The organism is Sulfurimonas sp. (genome assembly GCF_014859695.1).
In the GTDB taxonomy this organism is placed as follows: domain Bacteria; phylum Campylobacterota; class Campylobacteria; order Campylobacterales; family Sulfurimonadaceae; genus Sulfurimonas.
The window spans coordinates 1-15618 of record NZ_JACUTS010000045.1; the positions used below are offsets into that span (position 1 = coordinate 1).

Below are 15618 nucleotides of genomic sequence, written 5' to 3' on the forward strand. Positions count from 1 at the left end.
TTTTGGGAATGCACGGCATCAATGAAGTAGGTGCACAGATTCAATGGACGGCTCCTACTCCTTTTTACCTCATGGCAGGTTTTGAGATACTTCAAGGCGAAAACGAGCAGATGTTTGGGAAAGAGTCAATGGACTTAACGGGAATTAATGAAGCTGCAAGTCCTGCAGAAGTTGAAGGAAATGATGGAGCATCTCTTTATGTAGGTTACATCAAGGCATCTCACGACTTTGGCGCTACAACACTTTTGGGCGGTATCTCTTATGCGCAAGGTGAGTCGAGAATAGACCATAGCAGTGAGGCTGAAGAAGGACACGCATTTAGTGGCGATGCAAAACTTTACGGTGCCGATTTTATTCTTCTGCATGCTCTCGATTCTTATAGCTCTATTAAATGGCAGAGTGAATATCTAGAGAGGGAACTTGACGGTATTCAGTATGCAAACAAAAAAGATAGCAATGGGAACTTGTTAACAGATATCAATGGTGACTATATTTTCAATAATGGTATTAGTATGAATAAAAAACAGAGCGGTCTCTACTCACAACTTATCTACACGCACGATAAAAACTGGAGAATGGGTGTGAGATACGACACGATACTCAAAAATGATGTTACTAAAAATGGCGCAGATGTTGCACAACCAGACGGACTTGACAAATATACGGCAATGGTAGAGTACCACACAAGTGAGTTCGCAAGATTTAGACTTCAATACAGCCGTGATAATGCAATGTTTAACGAAGATGGTCAAAGAGAGAAGATAAACACTATCATCCTTCAAGCAAACATCTCTATCGGCGCGCACGCGGCACATAGTTTTTAATGATGAAAAAATTACTAACACTGCTAACGCTTCTGCCGCTAACACTGTTAGCGCATCTAAATATTGCGGTAAGCTACCCTTACATAGGGGCGCTTACTAAAACAGTGGGCGGCGAGCATATTACGACTACCGTTTTGGCAAAGGGAAACTGGGACCCACACTTTATCATCCCACGCCCTTCGCTAATCGCAAAAGTTAGAAATGCGGATGCGCTTATCATGAACGGCGGACAGCTTGAGATTGGCTGGCTTCCTCCTCTTATTAACCGTGCAGGAAACCCGAAGACTTCACCATCATCTGCAACTTTTTTAAATCTCTCGCACCATGTCGAACTTATCCAAAAACCAAGCGAAGTAGATAGAAAAGATGGAGACATCCATCCAGACGGCAATCCGCACTTTCATCTTGACCCGAAAAATATTCTGCTCCTTGCAAATACCATAAAAGAGTTTTTAATCTCAATAGACACTGAGCACAGAGATGTTTATGAGAAAAACTTTGCTGATTTTTCAGATATGTGGAACAAAAAGATGAGTGAGTGGAGTCAAAAGATGAGCGACAAAAAAGGTTTGAAAGTCATCCAATTTCACGACAACCTAGCCTACTTCAACAAGGCATACGGGCTTGTAAACATCGGGACTATCGAGCCTCTTCCCGGAATTCCGCCATCTTCAAAACATGTGATTGAAACGATAGAGCTTATAAAAAAAGAGAACCCTTGCTGCATACTACATGATGTTTACCACTCAACGAAAACAGCCGATTTTATAAGCCAGAAAACTGGAATAAAGGTGGTTTTAATGCCCCACGACATAGAAGCACTTGAGAGTATCGACAACCTAAGCGCGCTCTTTGACCATCTAAGCGGTGCCATAAAATGATAGATATTCTGCTTGTTCCCATCGCCCTTGTTATCATCCTTGTGATGCTTCACTCCTATTTCGGTATGGAGATACTAAAACGCGGCATCATCTTTACCGACCTTGCCATCGCACAGTTCGCAGCCCTTGGCTCATCCATCAGCCTTGGCTATTTTCACGAAGAGCACTTCTATCTCTTAACACTTAGCTTTGCACTTTTGAGCGCATTTCTTATAGCCTTTGCCTCGACAAGAAAGCTCCATCTTGAAGCCTTCATCGGGATACTTTATGTTTTAGGCGCAAGCGGCATCATGATGGTTCTCTCTCACTCAGCTGAGGGGATGGAGCATTTCAAATCGCTTCTTGCAAGCGATATACTTTTTACCCCTCCGATTGAAGTTGCAAAGAGTGCGGTTATATACTCATTTATAGCCCTTGCTCTCTACTTTATATATCCAAAATTAAACGGTTTTCTCAAAGAGCTTCTCTTCTTCTCTCTTCTTGCCATTACCGTTACCTCTTCGGTTGCACTTGCTGGAGTTTTTGTCGTTTTTGTTCTTCTTATAGCACCGCCGTTTGTAGCGCTCTCACTAAACTTTAAAAAGCCTTTACTGGGCGGTTTCTTTTTTGGATGGTTTTTTAGTATAAGCGCGATTATACTATCATACTTCTATGACTTGCCGACCGGTTACAGTATCGTTTTTTTAGGCGCCGCTTTAACCGCGGCTGCGGTTTTGACAACATCAAAAAAGGCACATGAGGGCTGATATGGAATTTCCAAACGAGTGGACGCAAAAAGAGTTTTTACAAAACAAAAAAAAGCTTGAAGCCGAGGGTGTAAAAGTACTCCTTATCGATACCATCCTCGCACCGATTGACAATGCCGATACCATTATTTATAACCCTTTTGAACTAAGAGAAGAGCCGCAGGGGAGCGTTTTTGTCTTTTACTGCGACAGCGGAAAAGCGACCCTCAACAGGCTAAAAGAGTTCAAAGAGAAATTTCCAAAACATCACTGCATATCTCTAAAGGGCGGCAGAGGCTACTGGAGAGAAAATATGATGATTTTTGATGAGTAGGCACGAAGAGCAGCTAGATCTTTTTGTACAAAATCTGAGAAGCCAAAACTTCTACGATGCGCATGAAGATCTGGAGAGACTTTGGTTTGAGAGAAGGTTTGAGGTCTCCGACGAGGTAAGGCTTCTCAAAGGCTTCATCAATGCCTCCGTCTGCTTTGAGCTACACAAAAAAGGCAAAACGGAAGCCTCAAAAAAAGTTTGGGACAACTACCTCAAATATAAAAATCTCATCGATACAATAGACTCCGTGCATAAGGAAAAATATCTTCTTATCGTAGATGAAATAGAGCGAATCAAGAAGAGTTTTATAAAGTAGCGGGTAAAATTCGCACTATGAAATTTTTACTGCTAGTTACACTTATTATTACCCAACACCTTTTTGCTCTCGTCTCAATCGCTCCTGTTGAGATTGGCGATAAACCCGGCTTCTCAAGCACCATCGAAGCAGCTCTGGAGACAAAAAGAGGAAATACAGACACAGACAGCTACAAAGCTTCGGCAAGAACAACATATGACAGCAACACGACCTATGTCACATGGGCGGAGATATCGGGAGCTTACGGCAAAGCGAACGGGGAGGAGAACACGAACAAACTCTTCTCGCATGCAAGATATATTCACGCTATTACAGAAGAGCTAATCAGAGGCGAAGGCTTTCTACAGCTTGAGAATGATGAGTTTAAACATATAAACAGCAGAGCTCTTGCAGGTCTTGGCGGAAGATTTAAACTCAAAGATATAATTCAAAACTCAAGAGGCTACCTCGGTCTAGGCGCTTTTTATGAGGATATTGTCTATAACAATCCGCTTATAAATCCATCCGAAGAGAACATTAGAGCAAATGCATATTTTGCATACTCCATAAATTTCAATAAAAGCTCTTCAATTGCATACACCCTCTACTATCAGCCAAAAGTAAAAGATTTTAGCGATAACGTTCAATCTCACGAGGTCGAACTAAAGCTAGATATCTACAAAAACCTTCTCTTAAAATTCTCATTATCTTACAATACGGATAGCAAACCTCCCATAGGTGTCCAGAGATACGACTTTACACAAAACACCTCTTTTATCTTTAACTTTTAATTTTCGTTTTGTTATAATCCGCAGACATTAAATAAAGGATAGAGCATGGATATCTCAAAATATAGCGATTTGGCTATTGTTTATGCAAGCGAGTACGGTTTAAAAGTTATTGCTGCAATAGCGATATTTTTTATAGGGAAGTGGAGTGTTAGAAAGTTCACTACCTTTACAAAAAAACTGATGCTAAAAGCCGACGTTGACCTCACGCTTGTCGAATTTTTAGAAAACGTTATCTACTTCGCTCTGCTTATCGTTATTATCTTGGCATCTTTAAATGCACTTGGTATTAACACAACATCCTTTTTAGCAGTATTTGGTGCGGCATCGTTGGCTATCGGTCTTGCACTCAAGGACTCTCTCTCAAACATCGGCGCTGCAGTGCTCATTATCATCTTCAAACCTTTTAAAGTTGGAGATTTTATTGATGCCGCAGGCGCATCGGGTAAGGTAGAAGTGATAAATCTTTTCTCGACCATAATGGCAACACCCGATAATAAAACTATAATGATTCCAAACTCTGCAGTTATAGGCTCAAACATAACAAACTACTCAAGTAAACCGACACGCAGAATAAACCTTGTTTTTGGGATTGACTACAATGACGACTTAAAACTAGCCAAAGAGATATTAACGCGAATCACAAAAGAGGATGAGAGAGTTCTGCAAGAGCCTGCCCCATTTGTAGCAGTTGGAGAGTTGGCAGACAACAGCGTAAACTTTGTATTTCGCGTTTGGGTAAAAACAGAGCAGTTCTGGGATGTCCACTTTGATATGATAGAGAAGGTAAAGCTCGCATTTGATGCAGAGGGTATCTCTATTCCATTCCCGCAGATGAATATACATTTACAAGCACAAAAGGAAGAAAAATAAAGAAAAATATAGTTATTTTATCTCTTATTGCCGCTTCTTTCCTAGCGGCAGATGAGGCGCAGATAAAAAGTGAGATAGAGAGTACAAAAGCCGAAGTTGAAAAACTCAATGAAAACATAAAAAACTTAGAGTCTCAACTTCCAAAGCCAAGATATGAACTAAACGCCCGCATGGAACTCGGTTATATCTTAAACTCAGGGAACTCTGACTCTGAAGCTTTTAACGTCGATACAAAAATAAAAAACAGTTTCGACAACCACTCTCTTGAGCTCTCCCTGCTCTACCAATATGGCGAACACGACACAATTGAGAGCAGAAACAGATTTTTAAGCGAACTTCTATATGAATACGCGCTTAGCGAGAGATTTTCTCTTAACTATCTGCTGGGGTACAAAGATGATAAATTCTCAGGTTTTTACTATCAGTTCTATACAGGTCCGGGTGCAAAATACAAGGTTATAAAAACTCCGACTCAAGAGTTGTCGGTTGATGGAAACATACTTTACGCATATGATGACATTCAAGATACATATACTCTCGGCGGCGTACCCGTTTCATACCCTTACCCTGAGGGAAGCATAAACCAAAACGACGGCTATACAAACTCTTACGCGGCATATAGAGCACAACTTCTCTACAGCGCTCAAATAAAAGAGAACGTAAAGTTTAACCAAACGCTTAGCTACAGATCTGAGTTCTCAGATGCAGACAACTACTTTGTCTACTCAAAAAGTTCTCTCTCGCTCAAAATATCCGATATTTTCTCAGCAGGTGTTAACTACTATGTTGACTATATAAATAAGCCGGCATTTGGCAAAACCTCAACAGACAGAGTCTTCTCTTTTAGTCTTATAGCCGACTACTAATCTTGTTTAGGTCGGCTCCCCAGAGATACAAAGAGTACGTTGCCCCAAGTGCGATGAGAGTCGCACTCAAAAAGAGATAGCTTGGATATAGCTCGTAAACATATCCTGCTATAAGGGCCCCCGCAAACGCCCCAAATCCGTAAGTTATGCCTGAGAAAAACTGCTGTGCAAGCGATTTATGCTTGTAAAGATGAAATAGATAGCTAATCGCTGCAGAGTGAAATAGTGCAAAACTAAGAGCATGAAGAGTCTGCGATACAAATAGCATAGTCACGTTATCGGGGAACATAAAGAGTATAAACCATCTAAGAGCAGTTGCGAAGGTGGTAAATTGAAGTATCAGAAGAAGATTTCTGCGAAGGAGCGCGCCTTGAAAATAGAGCATAAAAATCTCAACGACAACCCCAAAACTCCATAGATATACGGCAATATCGAGTGTTATCCCATGATCGGTCACATAGATAGTAAAGAAGTTGTAAAATGAGCCGAAACTTACCTGCATAAGGGTAAGCCCCGCCCATAATCTCCAATCTTTTAAAAGATTTATATCGTTAGTTACCTCTTCACTTCTCTCCAATAGAGCATCCGCCCTCTTTGCAATCACATAGGCAAAAATCGATGTAACAAATGTTAAAACAAGCAGATAGATAAGTGCGACACTAGGGGAACTTAAAAACTTTACCAATACCATCGCGACTAAAATAAACCCGACTGAGCCAAAAAGTCTAATCTTGCCATACTCCTCTTTACCTAGATGCTTAAGCGATATAAGCTCGACATATGGAAGGACGATGCTAAGACCCACTCCAAGAGTAATGTTTGAGAAAAGAAGTTTATAAAAACTATCCAGCGAGAAGTAAAAAGAGACGGCACTAAGACACATAATAAGAAGCGAAATATTGAAGCTTTTTACATTTATTTTCAGCCCCTTTATAAATGCAAACGGGACAATAAAACGCACAAGCGGAGCCGCCGCAAATATGATACCGATATCGCTTGCGCTATAGCCTGCCATGGACAAGACCTTCGGCAGAAATATTATATAGACCCCGATGATTGAGAAGTAAAAAAAGTAAAAAATTGCTAGTAAAAATGACATTCGAAATTATATCTTAAAGATATAAAGATTCTATACGCTAATACAAACTCAAATCTATATAAAATTGCACCTTGGTGGCACTCTGAAGAACGAGTTCACCATCCCTGTTTTTTATCACATTTCTTTATAATTTAATATTAGAATTGTCTTAAAAATTTTAGAATTGTGCTACAATTCTGACAATATTTCAAGGACTATTGAAAGACAAAGTGAATCTCACTAATTAACTAAAAGGTATTTTTATGCTAAAAGAGATGGCAGACAATGACTTTATTGTATCTAAAACAGACCTGAAGGGTAAAATAACCTACTGCAATAAAATATTTATGGAGATGGCGGAATACAAGGAGGAGGAACTCCTTGGGAAACCGCACAGCATCATAAGACATCCTGATATGCCAAAGGCTGTTTTCAAATTTTTATGGGATACGATTCCGACAAAGCAAGAGGTATTTGCATTTGTCGTAAACAGAACAAAAAATGATAATCACTACTGGGTTTTTACAAATGTAACTGCCTCAGTTGATAAGAACGGCAAGATCATAGGCTACTACTCTGTTAGAAGAAAGCCAAATCCTGAAGCCCTAAAAGTAATCATCCCTCTATACAAAGAGATGCTAAGAGTTGAGAAAAGCGAAGGCGTAGAGGCTTCATTTAAAGTTCTAACGGACATATTACAAGAAAAAGGAGTAGGTTATGACGAACTTATCATCTCTCTTCAAAAATAGACAAAGCACCCTACTCTTTTTAACAGTTATATCTGTTGGAGTCTATGCACTAATTATTCAAAACTTTATCCTTTTAGGCTTGATTCTTCTGGCTTTAGCAGCTTCTGCTTTTATAAGAGTGGACAACGACTGCGAGCTAAAATCTCCGACTTACCAGTCGATGATAAAGGTTTTAAAAGAGGTTGCAAATGGAGACCTTGAGGGACGTGTTACTCATATACCCGACAACGACTCTATAGAATCACAGTTTGCATGGAGCCTGAACGATGCTCTTGATCAGCTTGAAGCATTTATGAGAGATGTACACGCATCAGTAGATTACGCTTCGCGCGGTAAAAACTATAGGCTTACATACGCATCCGGGCTTCATGGAAGTTTCTACAGCACATCAAAAGAGCTAAACAGTATTATGGGCTATATCGCAGAGGGGTACACTTCAAAGATAAAAGGCGAGCTCTCGCAAAAACTAAACACTCTAAGCGGCGGAGCGAGCAATGCTTTTGAAACAATCCATGACGACATCGCTCTTGCACAAAAAGACTCGACGGTTATCGCAGATGTATCAAAAACAACAGCAGCTCTCTCATCAAAAAGCCTGCAGGATGTTCAAGAGATAAGTGATAGTTTCAGTACTCTTGTAAATCTTATCTCATCTTCTCATGACGCAATCGTAAATCTTGAACATAGATCAAATGAGATCTCCGTCGTAGTAGGGCTTATCAAAGATATCGCAGATCAGACAAACCTGCTTGCACTTAATGCCGCAATTGAAGCAGCTCGCGCCGGTGAGCACGGAAGAGGCTTTGCCGTTGTTGCCGATGAGGTAAGAAAACTGGCAGAGAGAACTCAAAAAGCTACAAATGAGATCGAGATGACAATATCTACTCTCCAGCAAGGCTCTAACGATATACGCGCAAATTCCGACAATATCTCAGATATTGCACAAAAATCAAATGATGTCGTAAACGAGTTCGAGCAGACATTCTCTCAACTAAACAGGTCTGCCGAGCAATCAGCCGATACGTCTAAAAAAATTGAGAGCAGACTAATGGCAACCTCAATGAAAGTCGAACTTGCTCTATTTAAAACCGATGCCTACTCATCAATATTTGACTCAAAAGAGTCTTATGTATATAAAGACCCTACCAGCTGCAATATAGGCAAGTGGTACGCTAACGAAGGTGCAGAGTATTTCGGGCATACTAACGCTTACAGAGTTATCGGTCAAGTTCATAAAAAAGTTCACAGCTCTATTGCGGGCAATCTCTCTTTTATCAAGAACAACACGACATTTAAGAGCGAAAATGTCGATACGATAGTTCAGAATTTCAAAGCGATGGAAGAGGCTGCAGATGAGATGTTTAAACAACTTGACAATATTGTGAAAGAATTTTAAATTATTTACTCATTATTAACTTATAATTAATATAATTATGCATCTCAATTATGTTCAACCCCTTTCATTTTTGAGACAATACAACCTATAAATTATTTTATTATCCATTCCTTCCTCCCCCCTTTAGGGGTGGATAATTATGCTAAACTTCCCTTATGAAAAAAATCGTACTCACAACTCTCAATTCAAGATTCACACATACATCAATTGCGCTTAGATATCTTTACGCTAACTTAAAAGAGCTTCAAGAAGATGCAATAATACTGGAGTTTAGTATTAATGATGCCGTGCAAAGCATCGCAGAGAAGCTGCTTGTTCATAAACCTGAGATTATAGGCATAGGCGTCTACATCTGGAATGTCTCTTATGTAAGCGAACTTATTCACATCATTAAAAAAGTCTCTCCAGGCACAACAATAATCCTGGGAGGACCCGAGGTCTCGCATGAACCCTTTAGGGTAAATCTTGATCTTGCGGATTTTATCGTTCAGGGCGAAGGAGACATAGCATTTTATGAGCTATGCGTTAAAATTTTTAACAACTCTGCTAATGAGAGAGTTATTAAAATGAGTATGCCATCTCTGAAAAATATAGCGCTTCCATACAGGTTTTACACCGATGATGATATTAAAAACAGATATATCTATGTCGAAGCTTCTCGCGGATGCCCTTTTGAGTGTGAGTTTTGTCTCTCTTCCATGGATGAGAAGGTGCGGGCGTTTGACCTTGATACGCTTTTAGAGGAGTTTGAACTTCTTTGGCAACGGGGCGCAAGAGCGTTTAAATTTATAGACAGAACATTCAACCTAAACATAAAAACTGCCAACAGACTGCTAGACTTTTTTCTAGCAAAAGAGGAGAAGCCGCCCTATTTTGCCCATTTCGAAGTTGTTCCCGATCACTTTCCGGATTCGCTCAAAGCTAAAATCGCTCTATTTCCAGAGGGAGCCCTGCAACTTGAAATCGGCATACAAACTCTAAATCCGGAGATTGCCGCGAACATCTCAAGACCTCTAAAGTTAGACAAAATCAAAGAGAATATACGGTTTTTACAAGAACGTACTTATGCGCACATGCATCTTGATTTGATTGTCGGGCTTCCCGGAGAAACGATTGAGAGTTTTGGAGCCAATCTTGACGAACTCGTACGCTTAAGCCATAGTGAGATACAGATAGGCATCCTAAAAAAACTCTCAGGAACCTACATAAACCGCCATGATATCGAGTGTGGAATGCTCTACAGTGATATCCCTCCCTATGATGTACTTCAAACCTCTACGCTCTCATTTGAAGATATACAGATAATGAAAAGATTCTCAAGATTTTGGGATTTAACCTATAACAGCGGAAATTTCAAACAGAGTGTAGAGCTGATTTGGCAAGAAGAGAGCGTATTTGAGAATTTTTATGATTTTAGCCTCTGGATATACTCCCAAACCGATTCCACATGGCAAATCTCGCTGCCAAGACTCGGCGAGCTTCTCTTTAAATATCTTTGTGAAATAAAAGAGATGAACGTGGAGTTTGTTGCACAAAACATGCTTGAGGATATGATGAAAATTAAAGGCAGAGCGGTTCCGAGTTACCTGAAAAACTACGCTCAAACTATAAGCATAAAAGATAAACAGGGAACATCCGGTTTTAATAAAAGACAGCAATAATATCAGAAATTTTTGGATATAATCATCACATGTTTAAACTAAAAGTGCTTTTAATACTATCGCTACTATTTACAAACATAACCCATGCGGATGAGCCTTATGTAGAAGATTCTCTTCTGGAGAAAATCAGCAATAAATATAAAATATACGCAAAAAAAAGATTTGAGCTGCTTCAAGAGACACTCGATAATGTAAGATATAAATCTGATCTTGAAAAACTTGAGGCAGTAAATGACTTTTTTAATGAGGTCAGATACTCCAGCGATATAAAGGTCTACGGCAAGAGCGATTATTGGGCAACACCTTGGGAGTTTCTGGGTAAAGATAGAGGAGATTGTGAAGATTATGTTATTAGCAAATATTTTGCTCTAAAATATCTTGAAGTAGATTACAAAAAACTCTTCTTTACATATGTCCGTTCCACAAAATTTAAAGAGCCTCATATGGTTCTTACCTACTTTGAAACACCAAAAAGCGAGCCGCTTGTTTTAGACAACTACAATCGCAAAATATTCCCCGCATCGCAGAGAAAAGATTTAACTCCGATCTATAATTTTAACGGTGATATTCTTGATGAAGCGGACAAAAAAAATGAAAAATCACACAAAAAATGGGATGAGCTAAAGCTCAACATGCAAAGGAAAAAGATATGACACTCTACAAACAGACAGCTTTATTGTTATCACTATTTTTGCTTATCATACTTACAACCGTCTTGGTACTAAACTTTCAAAGCGTAAACAGGGGCGTTGAAGAGAGGCTCTATGAAGATGCCAAAAATACGGCAACCTCGCTAAGTCTTTCACTTGGCGGTGCAAACGGTGACCTCTCCATGATGTCTACTATGATAAACGCAAATTTTGACAGCGGAAACTACCGCAAAATAGCTCTTGTTGATGTTGAGAATAATCCGCTTTATGAAAGGGTAACGGAGAGTGATCTAGTTGTTGTTCCAAAGTGGTTTACAAAGCTGGTAGCACTTAGGGCGCCCGTTGCTTTTGCAAACGTATCAGCTGGCTGGAGTCAAGTTGGAATTCTGCATATTCAAAGCGATTCGACATACGCGTACAAGCAACTCTACTCAATTTTAATGGATCTGCTCATCTCTTTTGCCATTATTGCCGCTCTCTCTCTTGCTGTTCTCAACCTTCTATTACATGCTATTCTTAGACCTTTAAAAGAGGTACAAAAACAGGCGACGGCAATTACCAAAAACGAGTTTATAATTCAAGAGAATATCCCTTACACCAAAGAACTATCTGATGTCGTTCTTGGAATGAACAATATGGTTTCAAAAGTAAAAGCAATGTTTGACAAAGGAAACGAGGAGCTAAAAGCACACAAAGAGCTTGAGTACACAGACGAAGATACCCAGCTTAGAAATCGAAAATATCTCATAGACAGACTTCCGGCATATCTCAAAGTTGACGCCTCTTATGAGGGCGGTGTAAATATGATTGTAGCCTTCAATGGGATAAATGAAGCCAACGAGAGAATAGGACACCAGCAGGTAGACAAACTATTTGTAGCCATTGCAGAGATTTTTAGAAAAAGCACAAGAGATATAAATGAATCCATCGTTGCAAGAATTAACGGCACAGAATTTTCTATTTTTCTACCCGGTTACTCTGAAAGCGATGCCATAAAACTTGCAAAAAGCATACAAAAAAGTTGCTTTAATGCGATAGACTCGGCAGGGCTTAACCAACATGAGACTTTTGTATGTATAGGAATATATGAATACAATCATAAAAATAGCATCTCCGAACTCTTTTCACGCTCGGACAATGCATTGGCACAGGCAAAATTTAACAATGAACATATACATCTAGAAAAAACAGACACCGCTGTCGAAGTAATGGGCAAAGTTGCCTGGAAGCAACTTATTAACAAAGCTATAGAGAAGAGTAGATTTAGCTTTGTTTCGTGGGCAGTAGTAGATATAAAAAATATGAAAACAGTTCATCATGTCCTAAGCATAAATCTAATTTTAGATAAAAATAGCTCTTATGGCTATGCCCAATTTATGGCACCTGCTATCCGGTCAGGTCTTAGCTGCGATATTTACAAAAAGATAGTGACTATGCTTTTTAACGACTCAGTCTCTCTTCTTGGTGCTTCAACTTATTCACTTAGACTCCCGCAAGAGTACCTACAAAAGCAAGAGACCTACCATGAGATAAGTGAGCTTCTGCGGGCAAATGCGTCGATGCTTGCGTTTAAACTTATCATTGAGCTCCCAGACAGATTAGTACGCCAAGATTCTAAAAATATTAGAGAGTATATAGAGCTCTTTAGAAGATATAGCATTGATATAGGTATCTTCGAATTTATCGGCGAGAGCGAAGACTACCAATATCTCAAAGAGCTAAGACCTTCATATATAAAAGCACAGAGTAGCTACTTCTTGACACAGAGTGATCAGTCAATCTCATCACTCAGGTTAATTACCGACAGTATAGGCATCTCGCTGATTGCGGTAGGTGTGAGCGACATGGAGACACTTGAGATGTTACGAGAGAAGGGAATTTCTATAGTACAGGGAAAAATTACGGAGACTCTTGAGTTAGATTAAGGCTAAAGCCCTCTGGAGTTCAATCCCTTTGCTATCGCCTCATTTATCTCCTGCTTGTACTCAGGATTTAGCTTCTCAAGCTCTCTATCAAACGTTATAATAATATCTTTATTTGCGTTTGGGTGTCTGCATATCGTAAATAAGATATCTATATATGTGTCAAAATCAGGATGAGGTCTAAGTCCGAGCTTCTTATGAACCTGCCCGTGATGTTTTATAATAAGTTCAAGGGCTTCCGAGAGAGTATCCGCACTTGATTTTTTATTTTTTATGATATCGACCAGATAAAACAGATCGGTATTGGCAGAAGAGTTCTCCTCTTTCGTATCTTTTTTTATCTCTGCTACATGGAGATTATCTTGCTGCCTCTGCCTCTTATTTTTAGGTTGCAACAAAAGCAAAAATATTAAGAAAGCTAAAATAACAATCAGTCCGATAATAGTTTTTATAATAAATTCGGTTTCCATTGTTGCCACTTTTTTATTGTATTATACCCCAACAAAAATAAAACCCACTAAAGCGATACTCTATGAGGGCATATAGTATTTATAGATAGTGGTATCGTCAAATTTGCCAAAAAGGAAAACAACGAGATGGAAGCATTAATAGTTATAGGATTTGCTCTACTAGGGCTTTATGTAGTAGGTATGCTGTTTATTTTAAAAGATAAAGATAAGTACATAAAAGATTTGCGAAACGAGATTAAAAAACTTGAATCCAACGAGTACAAAAATTCGCAAGAGTATGCACAGCATCAACAAAAGATAGAAGAGCTGGGTCTTGTTGAGGCATCAGCTAATCAACTCTTTAACATAAAACAAGAGACTATGAGAAAACTAAACCTTCCCAATACATTTTTTCTTGATGAAAAAATTTACAATGTTGAAAAAAGTTACCTTTTGAAACTTGCCTTGGTTCACGATCTCAATAACAGTGAAAACATAGATGCAATAGATGAGAAAGTGGCTATTTTAATGGACTACCCTTCGGATAATTAAGTAAAAATTTAAAATGGGGTTAAACTGATTGATGGTGGACAGCTAGGGATTCGAACCCTAGATAGGTTGCCCTATACACGCGTTCCAGGCGTGCGCCTTCGACCACTCGGCCAGCTGTCCGTAAAAGAAGTGCAATTTTACCTTCAAAAGCCTTAAGGATAGCTCTAAAGCAGTGTTGTTTTAGAGTGAAAAATCGCTATAGTCGTACTTTTGTAAATCTATGTAGTATTTTTTATCTATTTCAATAACCCTTGGATCATCCTGCGCTCTTATTTTAAACGCTTCTTTTATCTCTTTCCTCTTTTTTTTGGAGAAATCTTTGCTTTTAAGATATTTATTGAGAGCAACAAGTCTTTTCTCTTGTGCCGAATCCTCTTTTTGGATATGTTCTATCTCTACTTCAAGGGGTTCTTCAGGCGGGGTATTTAGAATAAATTTTGAAGAGATGGCATTTATGATGTTTTTTAGTTGTTCATCCTTCTCTTTATAAATCTGCTCGATTTTTTCTCTCTCTTCTATAAGCATCTGCTCTTTTTGGTCTCTTAAGCTTCTTGTTTCACTCTCGAGACTCTCCACTTTTTGTTGGAGTTTTGCATTCTGCTCTTCTAAAAGTTTGTAGTATCTCTCATCTGTATGAGAAGCTGCTTTTCTGCCGCTTATGTTTGCTGCTTTTGCCTGCGCACTCTTGTTTGGGCTTAATATGACAAGCTTTACGCCATCTTCAACAACGCTCTGCAGCGAACCTCTTCTTATGCGATTGTGAATCGCCTCTTTTGAAACGCCAAGCTTATCAGCGGCATCTGAGATACTTAGTTTTGTCATCTCGACACCCTATCTCATATTTTCGAATACAAGCGGGGCTTCCCACTCCATAGAACGAATAGTTGCGATAACTTTCTGCAAATCGTCTAGTTTTGCACCCTTAACCCTGATGGAATCGCCCTCTATCTGAGCGGTAACTTTGAGTTTAAGGTTTTTTATCTCGGCTGCGATTTTTTTAGCCTCTTTTGACTCAATGTAATCGACTATTTTAAAGGTCACTTTACGGTTATTGCCGCTTGAGTCTTCAGTTTTTAACTCCTCAAGCACCTTTGAGGAGAGGTCTTGCTTTAATAGCTTTGCTATAACAATATCTTTGAGTGCATCGAGTTTGTTATCGCTTGAAGCAATAAGCACCAGAAGCTTGTCTTTCTCTTTGTAGTTGATTTCATAGGGTGTTCCCTTGAAATCGTAGCGGTTTGCTACCTCTTTATCGACAAGATTTATAGCGTTTTTAAAGCTCTGCATATCAATCTTTGCGCTTATATCAAATGAGTATTCTTTTGCCATTTCTATTCCTTAATTTTATTTCATAAAATGAAGTAACTCTTTATCTATTCATCACGGTATCGGAAGTAATTCCGATACCTACGCTTCTATGCTAAAGCATGACTTAGAAAAAAACTAAATTTTTTTCTGAACGCTTGGTTTTACCCTCAAGGGGCACCTAGTGCTCAGCGTAAAGCTCAAAGAACTAGTTCTTTTTATTTACTGATGTTACGCACTAAAACGAACGCGTCCGTTTTAGTGGCAGGG

The 15618-nt window shown here is 39.2% G+C and carries 17 protein-coding genes, 1 tRNA gene and 1 pseudogene; 14 read left to right on the forward strand and 5 right to left on the reverse strand.

What is annotated here, in order from left to right; all coding sequences use genetic code 11:
* The 8 genes and pseudogenes from IBX42_RS08285 to IBX42_RS08320 all read left to right on the forward strand — a co-directional run.
* Positions 1-824, forward strand: a pseudogene (locus tag IBX42_RS08285) (hypothetical protein); the annotation flags it as partial.
* 2 nt (positions 825-826) lie between these two features.
* On the forward strand, positions 827-1705 hold the full coding sequence (locus tag IBX42_RS08290) for a metal ABC transporter substrate-binding protein (protein WP_294931569.1): 879 nt from the start codon (positions 827-829) through the stop codon (positions 1703-1705).
* Positions 1702-2451 (forward strand): metal ABC transporter permease, encoded by a 750-nt coding sequence (locus IBX42_RS08295; RefSeq protein ID WP_294931572.1) that lies wholly within the window; start codon positions 1702-1704, stop codon positions 2449-2451. The genes IBX42_RS08290 and IBX42_RS08295 overlap by 4 nt, the downstream gene beginning before the upstream one ends.
* A gap of 1 nt (position 2452) precedes the next feature.
* Complete coding sequence (locus IBX42_RS08300) at positions 2453-2764, forward strand: hypothetical protein (RefSeq protein ID WP_294931576.1); 312 nt, start codon at positions 2453-2455, stop codon at positions 2762-2764.
* Positions 2757-3080 (forward strand): DUF309 domain-containing protein, encoded by a 324-nt coding sequence (locus tag IBX42_RS08305; protein ID WP_294931579.1) that lies wholly within the window; start codon positions 2757-2759, stop codon positions 3078-3080. Before IBX42_RS08300 ends, IBX42_RS08305 begins: the two co-directional genes overlap by 8 nt.
* Before the next feature lie 17 nt (positions 3081-3097).
* A complete protein-coding gene (locus tag IBX42_RS08310; protein WP_294931583.1) occupies positions 3098-3850 on the forward strand; it encodes a DUF481 domain-containing protein in 753 nt (250 codons plus the stop codon).
* Positions 3851-3895: 45 nt separating this feature from the next.
* Positions 3896-4720 carry a mechanosensitive ion channel domain-containing protein gene (locus IBX42_RS08315; RefSeq protein ID WP_294931586.1) on the forward strand — a complete coding sequence of 275 codons (825 nt, stop codon included), beginning with the start codon at positions 3896-3898 and terminating at the stop codon, positions 4718-4720.
* 170 nt (positions 4721-4890) lie between these two features.
* Positions 4891-5586: a DUF481 domain-containing protein gene (locus IBX42_RS08320; RefSeq protein ID WP_294931589.1), complete on the forward strand. Its 696-nt coding sequence runs from the start codon at positions 4891-4893 to the stop codon at positions 5584-5586.
* On the opposite strand, the gene IBX42_RS08325 is transcribed toward IBX42_RS08320, so the two are convergent.
* Positions 5570-6685, reverse strand: a complete 1116-nt coding sequence (locus tag IBX42_RS08325; protein WP_294931592.1) for an MFS transporter — start codon at positions 6683-6685, stop codon at positions 5570-5572. The two genes, IBX42_RS08320 and IBX42_RS08325, sit on opposite strands and share 17 nt — an antisense overlap.
* Before the next feature lie 242 nt (positions 6686-6927).
* Here IBX42_RS08325 and IBX42_RS08330 point away from each other — a divergent pair, with 242 nt between their 5' ends.
* The 5 genes from IBX42_RS08330 to IBX42_RS08350 all read left to right on the forward strand — a co-directional run bounded on the left by IBX42_RS08330 (position 6928) and on the right by IBX42_RS08350 (position 13045).
* The gene (locus tag IBX42_RS08330; RefSeq protein ID WP_294931595.1) at positions 6928-7413 is read left to right on the forward strand and encodes a PAS domain-containing protein; all 486 of its coding nucleotides are present in this window, start codon (positions 6928-6930) and stop codon (positions 7411-7413) included.
* Entirely contained in the window at positions 7382-8809 is a 1428-nt protein-coding gene (locus IBX42_RS08335) for a methyl-accepting chemotaxis protein (RefSeq protein WP_294931598.1), read from the forward strand. Before IBX42_RS08330 ends, IBX42_RS08335 begins: the two co-directional genes overlap by 32 nt.
* A 155-nt stretch (positions 8810-8964) precedes the next feature.
* Positions 8965-10470 (forward strand): B12-binding domain-containing radical SAM protein, encoded by a 1506-nt coding sequence (locus IBX42_RS08340; protein WP_294931601.1) that lies wholly within the window; start codon positions 8965-8967, stop codon positions 10468-10470.
* 29 nt (positions 10471-10499) lie between these two features.
* Positions 10500-11123 (forward strand): transglutaminase-like cysteine peptidase, encoded by a 624-nt coding sequence (locus IBX42_RS08345; RefSeq protein ID WP_294931604.1) that lies wholly within the window; start codon positions 10500-10502, stop codon positions 11121-11123.
* On the forward strand, positions 11120-13045 hold the full coding sequence (locus IBX42_RS08350; protein WP_294931607.1) for a LapD/MoxY N-terminal periplasmic domain-containing protein: 1926 nt from the start codon (positions 11120-11122) through the stop codon (positions 13043-13045). The genes IBX42_RS08345 and IBX42_RS08350 overlap by 4 nt, the downstream gene beginning before the upstream one ends.
* Positions 13046-13047: 2 nt before the next feature.
* On the opposite strand, the gene IBX42_RS08355 is transcribed toward IBX42_RS08350, so the two are convergent.
* Positions 13048-13512, reverse strand: coding sequence for a hypothetical protein (locus tag IBX42_RS08355; RefSeq protein ID WP_294931609.1), 465 nt, complete (start codon positions 13510-13512; stop codon positions 13048-13050).
* 126 nt (positions 13513-13638) lie between these two features.
* On the opposite strand from IBX42_RS08355, the gene IBX42_RS08360 reads away from it, so the two are divergent.
* Positions 13639-14043 carry a hypothetical protein gene (locus IBX42_RS08360; RefSeq protein WP_294931612.1) on the forward strand — a complete coding sequence of 135 codons (405 nt, stop codon included), beginning with the start codon at positions 13639-13641 and terminating at the stop codon, positions 14041-14043.
* A gap of 32 nt (positions 14044-14075) precedes the next feature.
* Here IBX42_RS08360 and IBX42_RS08365 read toward each other — a convergent pair.
* The 3 genes from IBX42_RS08365 to IBX42_RS08375 all read right to left on the reverse strand — a co-directional run bounded on the left by IBX42_RS08365 (position 14076) and on the right by IBX42_RS08375 (position 15372).
* Positions 14076-14163, reverse strand: a tRNA-Ser gene (locus IBX42_RS08365).
* Between the two features lie 60 nt (positions 14164-14223).
* Positions 14224-14865 carry a DNA-binding protein gene (locus tag IBX42_RS08370; RefSeq protein ID WP_294931614.1) on the reverse strand — a complete coding sequence of 214 codons (642 nt, stop codon included), beginning with the start codon at positions 14863-14865 and terminating at the stop codon, positions 14224-14226.
* Positions 14866-14874: 9 nt separating this feature from the next.
* Complete coding sequence (locus tag IBX42_RS08375; RefSeq protein ID WP_294931617.1) at positions 14875-15372, reverse strand: YajQ family cyclic di-GMP-binding protein; 498 nt, start codon at positions 15370-15372, stop codon at positions 14875-14877.
* Positions 15373-15618: the final 246 nt, after the last annotated feature.